Here is a 13,963-nt window from a genome sequence, read left to right as displayed (position 1 = left end):
TTATAAAGCAAACCTCTTTCAGTTCCATTTGTTTATTATTCAAGCTATTAATGTTTTTACTGTGCGAATTATCTTATTGTCGCACTGACCAGTCAAAAATGGGAGTTGGTGGTACTAGCGTATAGTCCATAAAAGAAAAACGCCACGTAAAAACGTGGCGTTCGCTGGCTTTATTTGCGTTACGAGCGTTTCATCATGTCGAAGAAATCGTCGTTGGTTTTGGTCATCGCCAGTTTGTTAATGAGGAATTCCATCGCGTCAATTTCACCCATTGGATGGATGATTTTGCGCAGGATCCACATTTTCTGCAGCTCTTCCTGGGTGGTGAGCAGCTCTTCTTTACGGGTACCGGAACGGTTGTAGTCGATAGCCGGGAAGACGCGTTTTTCAGCGATCTTACGAGAGAGGTGCAGTTCCATGTTACCTGTACCTTTAAATTCTTCGTAAATCACTTCGTCCATTTTTGAACCGGTATCGATCAGCGCCGTCGCGATGATGGTAAGGCTGCCGCCCTCTTCCACATTACGTGCAGCACCGAAGAAGCGTTTCGGACGATGCAGGGCGTTAGCATCCACACCACCGGTCAGCACTTTACCGGACGCCGGCACCACGGTGTTGTAGGCACGCGCCAGACGGGTGATGGAGTCGAGCAGGATGATCACGTCTTTCTTGTGCTCAACCAGGCGTTTCGCCTTCTCGATAACCATTTCCGCAACCTGAACGTGGCGAGAAGCTGGCTCGTCGAAGGTAGAAGCAACCACTTCACCTTTCACCAGACGCTGCATCTCGGTCACTTCTTCCGGACGTTCGTCAATCAGCAGCACCATCAGCACACAGTCTGGGTGGTTGTAGGCGATGCTCTGCGCGATGTTCTGCAGCAGCATGGTTTTACCCGCTTTCGGCGGTGCCACAATCAGACCACGCTGGCCACGACCAATTGGTGATGCCAGATCCAGAACACGTGCGGTTAAGTCTTCGGTAGAACCGTTACCACGCTCCATGCGCAGGCGAGAGTTCGCGTGCAGCGGCGTTAAGTTCTCAAAGAGGATCTTATTACGCGAGTTTTCCGGTTTGTCGTAGTTAACTTCATTAACTTTCAACAGCGCAAAGTAGCGTTCACCCTCTTTAGGAGGACGAATCTTACCTGAAATGGTGTCACCAGTGCGGAGGTTGAAACGGCGGATTTGGCTAGGGGATACGTAGATGTCGTCAGGGCCGGCGAGGTAGGAGCTGTCTGCAGAGCGGAGGAAACCAAATCCGTCTTGCAATATCTCCAGCACACCGTCGCCAAAGATATCTTCGCCACTCTTAGCGTGCTGCTTCAGGATGGCGAAAATGATGTCCTGCTTGCGCATACGAGCCTGGTTTTCCAGCCCCATATTTTCGCCGAGAGTGATCAGCTCAGAAACCGGCGTATTCTTTAATTCGGTAAGATTCATAATGGTGTGGGTTCTTAAACTCGGGGTGATTCTCGAACTTAATGTTGTGAATGGTATGGCAGGGTCATCCATGCCTGTTTAGCGGCCATCAACTCATGTCTGTTCGCTGTCTGGTCACAGGGAAAGAACGCAGAACTGAAACGACAAGACGGATTGAGTGACAAGCCCGGAATTTAGCCACTTCACGCACTGTTCATGTCAACAACGGGAAGTATCGGGTAAAACAAGATTCAAACAACAAGATATGTTTAAAACGAAGTCATAGCTAACTTAGCACGACTTCAGCCGGGCGTCCAGAGTTCCACATCATTTAGCCGGGAGCTCTGAACGCACAGCGGAGAAACCTTACGCCAGGTTAGCGTCCAGGAACTCTTTCAGTTGACCTTTGGACAGCGCGCCCACTTTGGTCGCTGCCACTTCGCCGTTTTTGAACAGCAGAAGGGTTGGGATGCCACGGATACCGTATTTTGGTGCGGTGCCCGGGTTCTGGTCGATGTTCAGCTTGGCAACGGTCAGTTTGCCCTGATATTCGTCGGCGATCTCATCCAGAATCGGGGCGATCATTTTGCAAGGACCACACCATTCAGCCCAGAAATCGACGAGGATCAGCCCGTCAGCTTTAAGTACGTCCGTGTCAAAACTGTCGTCAGTCAGGTGAATAATTTTATCGCTCATATATAACTCCACAGGAATAAGCCTGGTACGTTGGTTTTGTCTCCACCAACGACGTGTTGATGTCGCATTAACCAACTAAAGGTTGACTTTATTTCACCGGATACGCTTTCGTAAAGCAATAGTAAGCTGATATTCTACCACACTATGAGCAAAACACATTTAACTGAACAGAAGTTTTCCGACTTCGCGCTGCACCCGAAAGTGATTGAAGCCCTTGAAACCAAAGGCTTTCATAACTGCACGCCCATTCAGGCCCTCGCGCTGCCGCTGACGCTGGCCGGTCGCGATGTTGCCGGGCAGGCGCAAACCGGTACCGGCAAAACGATGGCGTTTTTAACGTCAACGTTTCATTATTTACTTTCTCACCCAGCGATTGCAGACCGCAAAGTTAACCAGCCGCGCGCGCTAATTATGGCCCCGACGCGAGAACTGGCGGTACAGATCCACGCAGACGCTGAACCTCTGGCGCAGTCTACCGGCCTGAAGCTTGGCCTGGCCTATGGCGGCGACGGCTATGATAAGCAGCTGAAAGTGCTGGAAAGCGGTGTGGACATCCTGATCGGGACCACCGGCCGTCTTATCGACTACGCCAAACAAAACCACATCAACCTCGGCGCAATCCAGGTTGTGGTGCTTGATGAAGCTGACCGCATGTACGATCTGGGCTTCATTAAAGACATCCGCTGGCTGTTCCGCCGTATGCCTCCGGCCAATCAGCGTCTGAATATGCTGTTCTCTGCAACCCTCTCTTACCGCGTTCGCGAACTGGCGTTCGAACAGATGAACAACGCCGAATATGTAGAAGTGGAACCTGAGCAGAAAACGGGTCACCGCATTAAAGAAGAGCTCTTCTATCCTTCCAATGAAGAGAAAATGCGTCTGCTGCAAACGCTGATCGAAGAAGAGTGGCCAGATCGCGCCATTATCTTTGCGAACACCAAACACCGTTGTGAAGACATCTGGGGCCATCTGGCTGCAGACGGTCACCGCGTTGGCCTGCTGACCGGCGACGTGGCGCAGAAAAAACGCCTGCGTATTCTTGAAGAATTTACCCGTGGCGATCTCGATATTCTGGTCGCAACCGACGTTGCTGCTCGTGGTCTGCACATTCCGGCCGTGACGCACGTCTTTAACTACGATCTGCCAGACGACTGCGAAGACTACGTACACCGTATCGGTCGTACCGGTCGTGCGGGCGCAAGCGGTCACTCAATTAGCCTTGCGTGCGAAGAGTATGCGCTGAATCTTCCAGCCATTGAGACGTATATCGGTCACTCTATTCCGCAGAGCAAATACAATCCGGAAGCGCTGTTAAGCGAACTGCCGCCGCCTAAGCGTCTAACCCGCCCACGCTCCGGCAATGGTCCGCGTCGTTCCGGCGGCGCGCCGCGTAATCGTCGTCGTTCAGGTTAAGAAAATATGCTCAGCTCCACCTCGCTTTTTGCAGCAATCGATCTCGGCTCGAATAGTTTTCATATGCTGGTTGTGCGCGAGGTGGCGGGAAGCATACAAACGCTGACGCGTATTAAGCGCAAGGTCCGCCTCGCGGCGGGCCTGAGCAGTGACAATCACCTCTCACCTGAAGCCATGGAACGTGGCTGGCAGTGTCTGCGACTCTTTGCCGAGCGTCTGCAGGATATTCCGCATGCCCAAATCACCGTGGTCGCCACTGCGACGCTCCGTCTGGCCGTTAACGCCGTGGATTTTATTGCCAGAGCGCAGGAAATCCTGGGATGTCCTGTCCAGGTTATCAGCGGAGAAGAGGAAGCTCGCCTGATTTATCAGGGTGTTGCACACACCACGGGGGGTGACGATCGCCGCCTGGTGGTGGATATCGGCGGTGCCAGTACCGAACTCGTTACCGGCACCGGCGCGCAGGCAACGTCGCTGTTCAGCCTGTCAATGGGCTGCGTGACCTGGCTTGAGCGCTACTTTACCGATCGCAACCTGGGGAAAGAGAACTTCGACGAGGCAGAAAATGCCGCGCGCGAAGTGTTACGCCCAGTGATGGACGAGCTGCGCTATCACGGCTGGAAAGTCTGCGTGGGTGCCTCGGGTACCGTGCAGGCTCTGCAGGAAATCATGATGGCGCAGGGAATGGACGAGCGAATTACGCTTGCCAAACTTCAGCAGCTGAAACAGCGTGCCATTCAGTGCGGACGCCTGGAAGAGCTGGAAATTGAAGGCCTGACGCTGGAACGCGCGCTGGTCTTCCCGAGCGGGCTGGCCATTCTTATCGCTATTTTCACCGAGCTGAACATCCAGTGCATGACCCTGGCCGGCGGCGCGCTGCGCGAAGGTCTGGTTTACGGGATGTTGCATCTGTCGGTCGATCAGGATATCCGCAGCCGTACCCTGCGCAACGTGCAGCGTCGTTTTCTGGTTGATATCGATCAGGCCGGACGCGTATCCCAGCTGGCGTCACGCTTCGCCGATCGGGTCGCTAACGTCTGGGATCTTGATCATCTGAGCCGGGATTTACTGCTGAGCGCCTGCGCGCTTCATGAAGTGGGGCTGAGCATTGATTTTAAGCAGGCACCGGCTCATGCCGCGTATCTGGTGCGAAACCTGGATTTACCGGGCTACACGCCAGCACAGAAAAAGCTGCTGGCAACGCTGCTGCTGAACCAGACCAACGCCGTAGACCTCTCCTCTTTGCATCAGCAAAACGCCGTACCGCCGCGCGTAGCAGAGCATCTGTGCCGCCTGCTGCGTCTGGCGATCCTGTTTGCCAGCCGCCGCCGCGATGATTTGCTGCCAGCCATTCATCTGGTGGCCGATGACGAGAAGCTTTCGCTGACGCTGCCGGAGAACTGGATTGATCGTCACCCGTTAGGGGCCGAGATGATCGAGCAGGAGTGCCAGTGGCAGAGCTATGTGCACTGGGTGTTGGAAGTAAAGTAAGAGCGTGAAAAATGCCGGGTGGCGCTGCGCTTACCCGGCCTACAAGCCCTTCGGACTTATCCTTTCTCTTTGGCTTTTGCCAGCATGGCGCGGATGTTTGCTACGTTAGCCTGTCCCTTGTGCATCCGCTCTTCTGCGGTAATCGTAATCACTTTGCGCTCCTGTTCCCAGATCAGGTCATCCTGCGGCAGTTCCAGCAGGAAACGACTCGGCTCCGGGCGGACCAGTTCACCATACTGGCGGCGCTCTTTACACAGCGTGAACGTCAGCTCTTTCTGCGCACGGGTGATCCCAACGTAGGCCAGGCGGCGCTCCTCGTCGACGTTGTCTTCATCAATGCTGCTCTGGTGCGGCAACAAACCCTCTTCCATGCCGACCAGATAGACATACGGGAATTCCAGCCCTTTAGACGCATGCAGGGTCATCAGCTGAACCTGATCGGCCTCTTCTTCGCTCTCGCCGCGCTCCATCATGTCGCGCAGGGTAAAGCGGGTGACCACCTGCGTCAGGGTCATCGGCTCGTCGATTTCAGAGCCCTCCAGCATTTCGGTCATCCAGCTGAAGAGCTGGTTAACGTTTTTCATGCGCATCTCAGCCGCTTTCGGGCTGGCTGAGGTTTCATACAGCCAGGACTCATAGTCGATGCCGTGAATGAGATCGCGCACTGCCGCCACCGGCTCGCGCTCCGCGAGACGCTGCACTTCGCCGAGCCAGTGGGTGAAGCGGGTTAACGAGTCATACCCGCGTCCGGTTAACGTCTGGCTCAGCCCCATGTCGAAGCTGGCGGTAAACATACTTTTGTTGCGGGTCATCGCCCACTCGCCGAGCTTTTGCAGCGTTGCCGGGCCAATCTCGCGTTTTGGCGTATTCACAATGCGCAGAAACGCGCTGTCATCATCCGGGTTAGTGAGCACGCGCAGATAGGCCAGCAGATCTTTGATTTCTGGTCGTGAGAAGAACGACGTGCCGCCCGAGATTTTGTACGGAATGCGGTTCTGCATCAGCATCTTTTCAAAGACGCGCGACTGGTGATTGCCGCGATAGAGGATCGCGTAATCCTTATATTCGGTTTTGTTGACGAAGTGGTGAGCGATGAGTTCGCCCGTCACGCGCTCCGCTTCATGATCCTCATTGTTGGCGCTGAGCACTTTCAGCTCCGTGCCGTAGCCCAGTTCGGAGAAGAGACGCTTCTCAAATACGTGCGGGTTATTGGCAATCAGGATGTTTGCTGCCTTCAGGATACGCCCGGAGGAGCGGTAGTTCTGCTCCAGCTTAATCACCTGCAGGGCAGGGAAATCTTTGCTCAGCAGCACCAGGTTTTGTGGGCGCGCACCGCGCCAGGAGTAAATTGACTGATCGTCGTCGCCTACCACGGTGAAACGCGCGCGCTGTCCCACCAGCAGCTTCACCAGCTCGTACTGGCTGGTGTTGGTGTCCTGATATTCATCCACCAGCAGGTAGCGGATTTTATTCTGCCAGCGCTCGCGCACCTCTTCATTGCGCTGCAGCAGCAGCGTCGGCAGCAAGATCAGGTCGTCAAAATCCAGCACGTTGCACGCTTTCATATGTGCATCGTACAGACCGTAGCAGTGGGCAAAGATCCGATCCCGTTCGCCTTTGGCGATCGCCGCAGCCTGGGCCGGCGTCATCAGATCGTTTTTCCAGTTCGAGATCGTCGAGATCAGCTGCTGCAACAGCACTTTGTCATCTTCGATCAGCCCCTCGGTGAGCTCTTTGAGCAGCGCCACCTGATCGGTGTCATCGAAGAGCGAGAAGTTGGACTTCATTCCCAGCGCCGCATACTCGCGTTTGATGATATCCAGCCCCAGCGTGTGGAAGGTGGAGATCATCAGGCCGCGCGCCTCTTTACGGCCCAGCGTCTGACCGACACGCTCTTTCATCTCGCGCGCCGCTTTATTGGTAAAGGTGACCGCCGCTATGTGTCGCGCCTGATACCCGCAGTTGTGGATCAGATGGGCGATTTTGTTGGTGATCACGCGGGTTTTACCCGAACCGGCCCCTGCCAGCACCAGGCATGGTCCAGTAACGAATTCGACCGCTTGTTGTTGTCCAGGGTTTAAACGCATGGGAGTGTTGCTCAATCTTCGAACGGGGTGTGGATTGTAGCAGAAAGCCGGGCGCAGATTTACCGGCTAATGATAAAGTGGAGAAATCGCGTTTAACCCGTAGAGCATAACCATGAAAAAGACCGCAGCAGCCCTGCATATTCTGGTAAAAGAAGAGAAACTGGCCCAGGAGATCCTGACCAAGCTGGAGCGCGGCATCAGCTTTGATCATCTGGCGAAGCGTTACTCTAAATGCCCTTCCGGGCGCAATGGCGGGGATCTCGGCGAGTTTCAACAAGGTGCGATGGTCGGCCCGTTCGATCAGGCGGTCTTTAGCTGCCCGCTTCTGAAGCCCTACGGCCCGGTAAAAACCAAATTTGGCTACCATATCATTAAGGTGCTTTATCGCCGCTGACGCGTGGTATATTGCGCCCCGATTTATTTCAACCTATTCAAGGCACGATCATGGCAAAAACAGCAGCAGCAGTGCACATTCTCGTTAAAGAAGAGAAACTGGCTTTAGATCTTCTGGAGCAGATTAAAAACGGTGCCGACTTCGGCAAGCTGGCTAAGAAGCACTCCATCTGCCCGTCAGGCAAACGCGGCGGCGAACTCGGTGAGTTCCGCCAGGGCCAGATGGTTCCGGCGTTCGATAAAGTGGTGTTCTCCTGCCCGGTGCTGGAGCCAACCGGCCCGCTGCACACCCAGTTCGGGTATCACATTATCAAAGTTCTGTATCGCAAATAAAAAAGCCGGGTGGCGGCTGCGCCTTACCCGGCCTACATCTTACGGTTTTGTAGGTCGGGTAAGCGAAGCGCCACCCGACAAGGTTGTTAGCCCGCTACCGCGATACGCTTCATATCGGTCATGTAGCCACGCAGTTTATGGCCCACTTTCTCGATCTGATGGCTGCGAATCGCTTCGTTCACATCGCGCAGCTGCGCGTTATCAACCGCACCTTCCGCAATCGCTTTGCCCAGATCGCCCGTCTGCAGAGTGGTCATAAACTCTTTCAGCAGCGGTACGCAGGCGTAAGAGAACAGGTAGTTACCGTATTCTGCGGTATCAGAGATCACCACGTTCATTTCATACAGACGCTTACGGGCGATGGTGTTCGCGATCAGCGGCAGCTCGTGCAGAGATTCGTAGTACGCAGACTCTTCGATAATGCCGGAATCCACCATGGTTTCGAACGCCAGCTCAACGCCTGCTTTCACCATCGCGATCATCAGTACGCCTTTATCGAAGTACTCCTGCTCGCCGATTTTACCTTCATACTGTGGCGCGGTTTCGAACGCGGTTTTGCCGGTCTCTTCACGCCAGGTCAGCAGGTTTTTATCGTCGTTCGCCCAGTCCGCCATCATGCCGGAAGAGAATTCGCCGGAGATGATGTCGTCCATGTGTTTCTGGAACAGCGGTGCCATGATGGTTTTCAGCTGTTCAGACAGCGCGTAAGCACGCAGTTTTGCCGGGTTGGACAGACGGTCCATCATCAGCGTAATACCGCCCTGCTTCAGCGCTTCGGTAATGGTTTCCCAGCCGAACTGAATCAGTTTTTCCGCGTAGGCAGGGTCGGTGCCTTCTTCCACCAGCTTGTCGAAGCACAGCAGAGAACCGGCCTGCAGCATACCGCAGAGGATAGTCTGCTCACCCATCAGGTCAGATTTCACTTCGGCAACGAAGGACGATTCCAGAACGCCCGCGCGGTGGCCGCCGGTCGCCGCAGCCCATGCTTTGGCAATCGCCATGCCTTCGCCTTTTGGATCGTTTTCCGGGTGAACCGCGATCAGGGTCGGCACGCCGAAGCCACGCTTGTACTCTTCGCGTACTTCCGTACCCGGGCATTTCGGTGCCACCATCACTACGGTGATGTCTTTACGGATCTGCTCGCCCACTTCAACGATGTTGAAGCCGTGGGAGTAACCCAGTGCGGCACCATCTTTCATCAGCGGCTGTACGGAACGCACAACGTCTGAGTGCTGCTTGTCTGGCGTCAGGTTAACCACCAGATCCGCCTGCGGGATCAGCTCTTCGTAGGTACCCACTTTGAAGCCGTTTTCGGTCGCTTTACGCCAGGAAGCACGCTTCTCAGCAATCGCTTCTTTACGCAGGGCGTAGGAGATATCCAGACCGGAGTCACGCATGTTCAGGCCCTGGTTCAGACCCTGTGCGCCACAGCCGACGATGACCACTTTTTTACCCTGAAGGTAGCTCGCGCCATCGGCAAATTCGTCGCGCGCCATGAAGCGGCATTTGCCCAGCTGCGCCAGCTGCTGGCGCAAGTTCAGTGTATTAAAGTAGTTAGCCATGGGTGATACCTCGTGATGTTGTGTGTCTTATTGTTCGGTTCGCGTTTCAGCGAGAATGTACCCACATTACAACAGGAAATTTATTGCGGAAATTGATATATTCACAACGTCATGTTGCAATTTTTGCAATGTAAAAAGAGGGAGTGGAATCGGTGGATTTACGCGATCTGAAAATGTTCCTGCACCTGGCGGAAAGCCGCCATTTTGGCCGCAGCGCCCGGGCGATGCACGTTAGCCCCTCCACGCTTTCACGCCAGATCCAGCGCCTTGAGGAAGACCTCGGCCAGCCGCTGTTTGTGCGCGACAACCGCACCGTCACCCTCACGGAAGCGGGTGAAGAACTGCGCATTTTTGCCCAGCAGACACTGTTGCAGTACCAGCAGCTGCGGCACTCGATTGACCAGCAGGGGCCATCACTTTCCGGCGAACTGCATATTTTCTGCTCCGTGACCGCCGCCTATAGCCATTTGCCGCCCATTCTGGACCGCTTCCGCGCGGCGCATCCGTCGGTTGAAATTAAGCTCACGACCGGCGACGCCTCCGACGCAATGGAAAAAGTGGTGACGGGCGAAGCGGATCTCGCCATTGCCGGGAAACCTGAAACCCTGCCGGGCGCGGTGGCATTCTCAATGCTGGAGAATCTGGCGGTGGTGCTGATTGCCCCGGCGCTGCCCTGCCCGGTGCGCAATCAGGTGTCGGTGGAAAAACCGGACTGGTCCACGGTGCCGTTTATCATGGCCGATCAGGGTCCGGTGCGCCGCCGCATTGAGCTGTGGTTCCGTCGTCAGAAGATCAGCAACCCGTCGATTTACGCCACGGTCAGCGGCCATGAGGCGATGGTGTCGATGGTGGCGCTGGGCTGCGGCGTGGCGCTGCTGCCGGAAGTAGTGCTGGAAAATAGCCCGGAACCGGTACGCAATCGCGTGATGATTCTGGAGCGCAGCGACGAGAAGACGCCATTTGAGCTTGGCGTGTGCGTGCAAAAAAAGCGGCTGCATGAGCCGCTTATTGATGCGTTCTGGAATATTCTACCCAACCACTAGCCGGATGGCGGCGCGAGCGCCTTATCCGGCCTACGGCTCGAAAGAACGTAGGCCTGATAAGCGCAGCGCCATCAGGCATTTTCCCGAGCACCCTAGCCCGCAAGGAAGAACCTGAACGCCGGGTTATGGGTTTCGTCGTGACACTCATAGCCCAGCTCGTTCAGCCGCGTTTCGAAATCCGGCTCGTGCTCGCCAAGTTCAAACGCCGCCAGCACGCGGCCATAGTCGGTGCCGTGGCTGCGGTAGTGAAACAGAGAGATATTCCAGTGCGTACCCAGCGTGTGCAGGAACTTGAGCAACGCGCCCGGCGATTCAGGGAACTCGAAGCTGAACAGACGTTCCCTGAGCGGCTTCGACGGACGCCCGCCGACCATATAGCGCACGTGCAGCTTCGCCATCTCGTCGTCAGAAAGATCGACCACGCTGTAGCCGCCCTCATGCAGCAGGTTGAGGATCTCTTTGCGCTCCTCCACGCCGCGGCTCAGGCGCACGCCGACAAAAATACAGGCGTCTTTGGCATCGGCAAAACGGTAGTTAAACTCCGTCACCGAACGACCGCCCAGAAGCTGGCAGAATTTCAGGAAGCTACCCTTCTCTTCCGGAATCGTCACCGCCAGCAGCGCTTCCCGCTGTTCGCCCAGCTCGCAGCGCTCGGAAACGTAGCGCAGGCCGTGGAAGTTCACGTTGGCACCAGACAGCACGTGCGCCAGACGCTCACCGCGAATGTTGTGCTGCGCGATGTATTTCTTCATTCCCGCCAGAGCAAGCGCTCCGGAAGGTTCCGCTACCGCACGCACATCCTCGAACAAGTCTTTCATTGCCGCGCAGATAGCATCGCTATCAACCGTGACGATATCGTCGAGATATTCCTGGCACAGGCGGAAGGTTTCATCCCCAATGCGCTTCACCGCCACGCCCTCGGCAAACAGCCCGACGCGCGGCAGGTCTACCGGATGACCCGCATCCAGCGCCGCCTTCAGGCAGGCTGAGTCTTCCGCTTCAACGGCGATGACTTTGATCTGCGGCATCAGCTGTTTGATCAGCACCGCCACGCCCGCGGCTAAGCCACCGCCGCCAACGGGAACGAAAACGCGGTCAAGATGGGCATCCTGCTGCAGCAGTTCAAGCGCCAGCGTGCCCTGCCCGGCAATCACCATCGGGTGGTCGAACGGCGGCACCCAGGTGAAACCCTGCTGCTGCGCCAGCTCGATCGCTTTGGCCTTTGCTTCGTCAAAGTTAGCCCCGTGAAGCAGCACTTCACCACCGAAGCCGCGGACCGCATCGACTTTGATGTCTGCGGTAGCGACCGGCATCACGATCAGCGCCTTCAGCCCCAGACGGGCAGACGAGAACGCTACGCCCTGGGCGTGGTTACCCGCCGACGCGGTAATCACGCCGCGCGCTTTCTGCTCGTCGGTCAGCCCGGCCATCATCGCGTAGGCGCCGCGCAGCTTGAAGCTGTGCACCGGCTGACGGTCTTCGCGCTTCACCAGGATCACGTTGTCGAGGCGCGAAGAGAGTTTTTCCATTTTCTGCAGGGGCGTAACCTGCACGGCTTCATAGACCGGCGCACGCAGCACCGCTCTCAGGTATTCCGCCCCCTCGGGGGCGGCGGATAAGGGTTGTGACTCGGCCATCATTAGCCCCCAAGTTTAGATTTATCGCGCACCGCGCCTTTATCTGCACTGGTGGCAAGGCTCGCGTAGGCGCGCAGGGCAAAGGAGACTTCGCGCTGGCGATCTTTCGGCGTCCATGCTTTGTCGCCGCGGGCTTCCTGCGCTTCACGACGGGCCGCAATCTCCTGGTCACTCAGCTTGAGCTGAATGCCGCGATTCGGAATGTCGATTTCGATCAGGTCGCCGTCTTCGATGATGGCGATGTTGCCGCCGCTTGCCGCTTCCGGCGAAACGTGGCCGATAGAGAGGCCGGAGGTGCCGCCGGAGAAACGTCCGTCGGTGATCAGCGCACACGCCTTGCCGAGGCCCATGGATTTCAGGAAGGTGGTTGGGTAGAGCATCTCCTGCATGCCCGGGCCGCCTTTCGGTCCTTCGTAGCGGATCACCACCACATCACCAGCGACAACTTTACCGCCGAGGATGGCTTCTACCGCATCGTCCTGGCTTTCGTACACTTTTGCCGGACCGGTGAATTTCAGGATGCTGTCGTCCACGCCTGCGGTTTTCACGATGCAGCCGTTTTCCGCGAAGTTACCGTACAGCACGGCCAGACCGCCGTCTTTGCTGTAGGCGTGTTCCAGCGAGCGGATGCAGCCTTCGGCGCGGTCATCGTCCAGGGTATCCCAGCGACAGTCCTGCGAGAAGGCCTGAGTGGTACGAATACCGGCAGGACCCGCGCGGAACATTTTTTTCACCGCGTCGTCTTTGGTCAGCATCACGTCGTACTGGTCCAGCGACTCAGGCAGCGTCAGGCCAAGCACGTTTTTCACTTCACGGTTTAGCAGCCCGGCGCGATCCAGCTCGCCCAGAATGCCCAGCACGCCGCCCGCGCGGTGTACGTCTTCCATATGGTACTTCTGGGTACTCGGTGCGACCTTACACAGCTGCGGCACTTTGCGGGACAGCTTGTCGATGTCGCTCATGGTGAAGTCGATTTCGGCTTCCTGCGCGGCGGCCAGCAGGTGCAGAACGGTGTTGGTGGAGCCGCCCATCGCGATATCCAGCGTCATTGCATTTTCAAACGCGGCTTTGCTGGCGATGTTGCGCGGCAGCGCGCTGGCATCGTCCTGCTCGTAGTAGCGTTTGGTCAGCTCAACGATGCGCTTACCGGCGTTGAGGAACAGCTGCTTACGGTCAGCGTGGGTCGCCAGCAGCGAGCCGTTGCCCGGCTGAGACAGACCCAGCGCTTCGGTCAGGCAGTTCATGGAGTTCGCGGTGAACATACCGGAACAGGAGCCGCAGGTCGGGCACGCGGAACGTTCCACCTGATCGCTTTGCTCGTCAGAGACTTTCGGGTCCGCGCCCTGGATCATCGCATCGACCAGGTCGAGCTTGATGATTTTGTCGGAGAGCTTGGTTTTCCCCGCTTCCATTGGGCCGCCGGAGACGAAGATCACCGGAATATTCAGGCGCAGGGAGGCCATCAGCATCCCCGGGGTGATTTTGTCGCAGTTGGAGATACAGACCATCGCATCGGCGCAGTGGGCGTTTACCATGTACTCAACCGAGTCGGCGATCAGCTCGCGCGACGGCAGTGAATAGAGCATACCCCCGTGACCCATCGCGATACCGTCATCCACCGCAATGGTGTTGAACTCTTTCGCCACGCCGCCGGACGCTTCGATTTGTTCGGCAACCAGTTTACCGAGGTCGCGCAGGTGCACGTGGCCCGGTACGAACTGGGTGAAGGAGTTCACCACGGCGATAATCGGCTTGCCGAAATCGGCGTCGGTCATTCCGGTGGCGCGCCACAGTGCGCGGGCACCCGCCATGTTACGGCCGTGGGTGGTGGTGGCTGAACGATACTTAGGCATGCTTTATTTACTCCCGTCTGACTATTTAATGGGACGG

The 13,963-nt window shown here is 56.6% G+C and carries 11 protein-coding genes; 5 read left to right on the top strand and 6 right to left on the bottom strand.

Going from position 1 to position 13,963, the window contains the following annotated elements:
• Positions 1–179 precede the first annotated feature (179 nt).
• Complete coding sequence (gene rho / locus V4835_RS01085; RefSeq protein WP_001054528.1) at positions 180–1,439, bottom strand: transcription termination factor Rho; 1,260 nt, start codon at positions 1,437–1,439, stop codon at positions 180–182.
• 345 nt (positions 1,440–1,784) lie between these two features.
• On the bottom strand, positions 1,785–2,114 hold the full coding sequence (gene trxA, locus V4835_RS01080) for a thioredoxin TrxA (protein WP_006179218.1): 330 nt from the start codon (positions 2,112–2,114) through the stop codon (positions 1,785–1,787).
• 144 nt (positions 2,115–2,258) lie between these two features.
• Between trxA and rhlB the strand changes: the two genes are divergently transcribed.
• A complete protein-coding gene (rhlB, locus tag V4835_RS01075; protein ID WP_063145039.1) occupies positions 2,259–3,527 on the top strand; it encodes an ATP-dependent RNA helicase RhlB in 1,269 nt (422 codons plus the stop codon).
• A gap of 6 nt (positions 3,528–3,533) precedes the next feature.
• Entirely contained in the window at positions 3,534–5,018 is a 1,485-nt protein-coding gene (gppA, locus tag V4835_RS01070) for a guanosine-5'-triphosphate,3'-diphosphate diphosphatase (RefSeq protein WP_331411020.1), read from the top strand.
• A gap of 56 nt (positions 5,019–5,074) precedes the next feature.
• On the opposite strand, the gene rep is transcribed toward gppA, so the two are convergent.
• Complete coding sequence (rep, locus tag V4835_RS01065) at positions 5,075–7,105, bottom strand: DNA helicase Rep (protein ID WP_331411019.1); 2,031 nt, start codon at positions 7,103–7,105, stop codon at positions 5,075–5,077.
• A 112-nt stretch (positions 7,106–7,217) separates the two neighbouring features.
• Here rep and ppiC (V4835_RS01060) point away from each other — a divergent pair, with 112 nt between their 5' ends.
• Positions 7,218–7,499 (top strand): peptidylprolyl isomerase PpiC, encoded by a 282-nt coding sequence (ppiC, locus tag V4835_RS01060; protein WP_059311514.1) that lies wholly within the window; start codon positions 7,218–7,220, stop codon positions 7,497–7,499.
• Between the two features lie 50 nt (positions 7,500–7,549).
• Positions 7,550–7,831, top strand: a complete 282-nt coding sequence (gene ppiC, locus V4835_RS01055) for a peptidylprolyl isomerase PpiC (protein WP_331411018.1) — start codon at positions 7,550–7,552, stop codon at positions 7,829–7,831.
• 86 nt (positions 7,832–7,917) lie between these two features.
• Here the strand turns inward: ppiC (V4835_RS01055) and ilvC are convergent, their stop codons facing one another.
• Positions 7,918–9,393, bottom strand: coding sequence for a ketol-acid reductoisomerase (gene ilvC, locus V4835_RS01050; RefSeq protein WP_023333828.1), 1,476 nt, complete (start codon positions 9,391–9,393; stop codon positions 7,918–7,920).
• Between the two features lie 152 nt (positions 9,394–9,545).
• Here ilvC and ilvY point away from each other — a divergent pair, with 152 nt between their 5' ends.
• Complete coding sequence (gene ilvY, locus V4835_RS01045; protein WP_331411017.1) at positions 9,546–10,436, top strand: HTH-type transcriptional activator IlvY; 891 nt, start codon at positions 9,546–9,548, stop codon at positions 10,434–10,436.
• A 92-nt stretch (positions 10,437–10,528) separates the two neighbouring features.
• Here ilvY and ilvA read toward each other — a convergent pair whose 3' ends face one another.
• Positions 10,529–12,073, bottom strand: a complete 1,545-nt coding sequence (gene ilvA, locus V4835_RS01040) for a threonine ammonia-lyase, biosynthetic (protein ID WP_024907958.1) — start codon at positions 12,071–12,073, stop codon at positions 10,529–10,531.
• A 2-nt stretch (positions 12,074–12,075) separates the two neighbouring features.
• Positions 12,076–13,926, bottom strand: coding sequence for a dihydroxy-acid dehydratase (ilvD, locus tag V4835_RS01035; protein ID WP_063145043.1), 1,851 nt, complete (start codon positions 13,924–13,926; stop codon positions 12,076–12,078).
• Between the last annotated feature and the right edge of the window lie 37 nt (positions 13,927–13,963).

The sequence above is a fragment of the Enterobacter cloacae complex sp. CARB60 genome (genome assembly GCF_036487345.1).
Classification (GTDB): Bacteria; Pseudomonadota; Gammaproteobacteria; order Enterobacterales; family Enterobacteriaceae; genus Enterobacter; species Enterobacter asburiae_D.
The sequence above is the reverse complement of the archived record's forward strand: the minus strand, read 5'-3'. Positions and strand labels throughout refer to the sequence as shown.

Coding starts and splice junctions, on each gene's coding strand:
- ilvD (WP_063145043.1), bottom strand. CDS start 13,926: ATGCCTAAGTATCGTTCAGCCACCACCACCCACGGCCGTAACATGGCG.
- ppiC (WP_059311514.1), top strand. CDS start 7,218: ATGAAAAAGACCGCAGCAGCCCTGCATATTCTGGTAAAAGAAGAGAAA.
- ilvA (WP_024907958.1), bottom strand. CDS start 12,073: ATGGCCGAGTCACAACCCTTATCCGCCGCCCCCGAGGGGGCGGAATAC.
- rho (WP_001054528.1), bottom strand. CDS start 1,439: ATGAATCTTACCGAATTAAAGAATACGCCGGTTTCTGAGCTGATCACT.
- gppA (WP_331411020.1), top strand. CDS start 3,534: ATGCTCAGCTCCACCTCGCTTTTTGCAGCAATCGATCTCGGCTCGAAT.
- trxA (WP_006179218.1), bottom strand. CDS start 2,114: ATGAGCGATAAAATTATTCACCTGACTGACGACAGTTTTGACACGGAC.
- rep (WP_331411019.1), bottom strand. CDS start 7,105: ATGCGTTTAAACCCTGGACAACAACAAGCGGTCGAATTCGTTACTGGA.
- ppiC (WP_331411018.1), top strand. CDS start 7,550: ATGGCAAAAACAGCAGCAGCAGTGCACATTCTCGTTAAAGAAGAGAAA.
- rhlB (WP_063145039.1), top strand. CDS start 2,259: ATGAGCAAAACACATTTAACTGAACAGAAGTTTTCCGACTTCGCGCTG.
- ilvC (WP_023333828.1), bottom strand. CDS start 9,393: ATGGCTAACTACTTTAATACACTGAACTTGCGCCAGCAGCTGGCGCAG.